This window comes from Morganella sp. HMSC11D09 (assembly GCF_001807955.1).
Classification (GTDB): domain Bacteria; phylum Pseudomonadota; class Gammaproteobacteria; order Enterobacterales; family Enterobacteriaceae; genus Morganella; species Morganella morganii.
Genome location: NZ_KV791637.1, coordinates 1 through 662, shown reverse-complemented (window position 1 = coordinate 662; position 662 = coordinate 1). Strand labels below are relative to the sequence as shown.

Below are 662 nucleotides of genomic sequence, written 5' to 3'. Positions count from 1 at the left end.
AATTAATACCCTGTTCATTACTACCTGTTACACTGTTCGCGTTATCTGGATGTGGTAATACGAATAACGCCTGGTGCCCGCCGGAAAAAAATGTCACACCAGAACCGGTAAAACTGGAAACGCTGACACTGTCTGCGGATGCGCTGTTTCAATTTGATCAGTTCACACTCAGTGGTTTACTCCCTGAAGATAAAGCAAGACTGGATAACTTCACCCGTAAGGTAAAGGAAAATACCGCTCACATTGATTCATTAACCGTGGTGGGGCATACAGACCGTCTGGGTCCGGATGAATATAACTATACTCTTAGTCCGAAGCGGGCCGGGACAGTAAAAGAATTACTGGAAGGGAATGAAGTAACCGTGCCGGTAAAAATACAGAGCATGGGTAAACATCAACCTGTGACAACGCACTGTGAAGGTAAGGGAGCTTTGCTAAAAATGTGTCTGCAACCTGATAGGCGTGTGGAAATCACTGTCAATTATAAGTAACCGTCCTGTCCGATCATTCGGGAGTATCTGGAAGACTGATACTCGCTCCCAGAATACACTGTAATACCAGTCACCATGTAAGTATCCCGGAAAAAATCTATGGTCACCCCCGTTTTTGCAACACTGATTTTGATTTATATGGGCTTGCTTAAATCTATCCGGCGTCAATAT

Annotated in this window: 1 protein-coding gene; it reads left to right on the top strand. The window is 44.4% G+C overall.

The features are described 5' to 3' along the window. Positions 1-491, top strand: a 491-nt coding sequence (locus HMPREF3119_RS00305) for an OmpA family protein (protein ID WP_139144819.1), incomplete at its 5' end; no start/stop codon positions are given. Between the last annotated feature and the right edge of the window lie 171 nt (positions 492-662).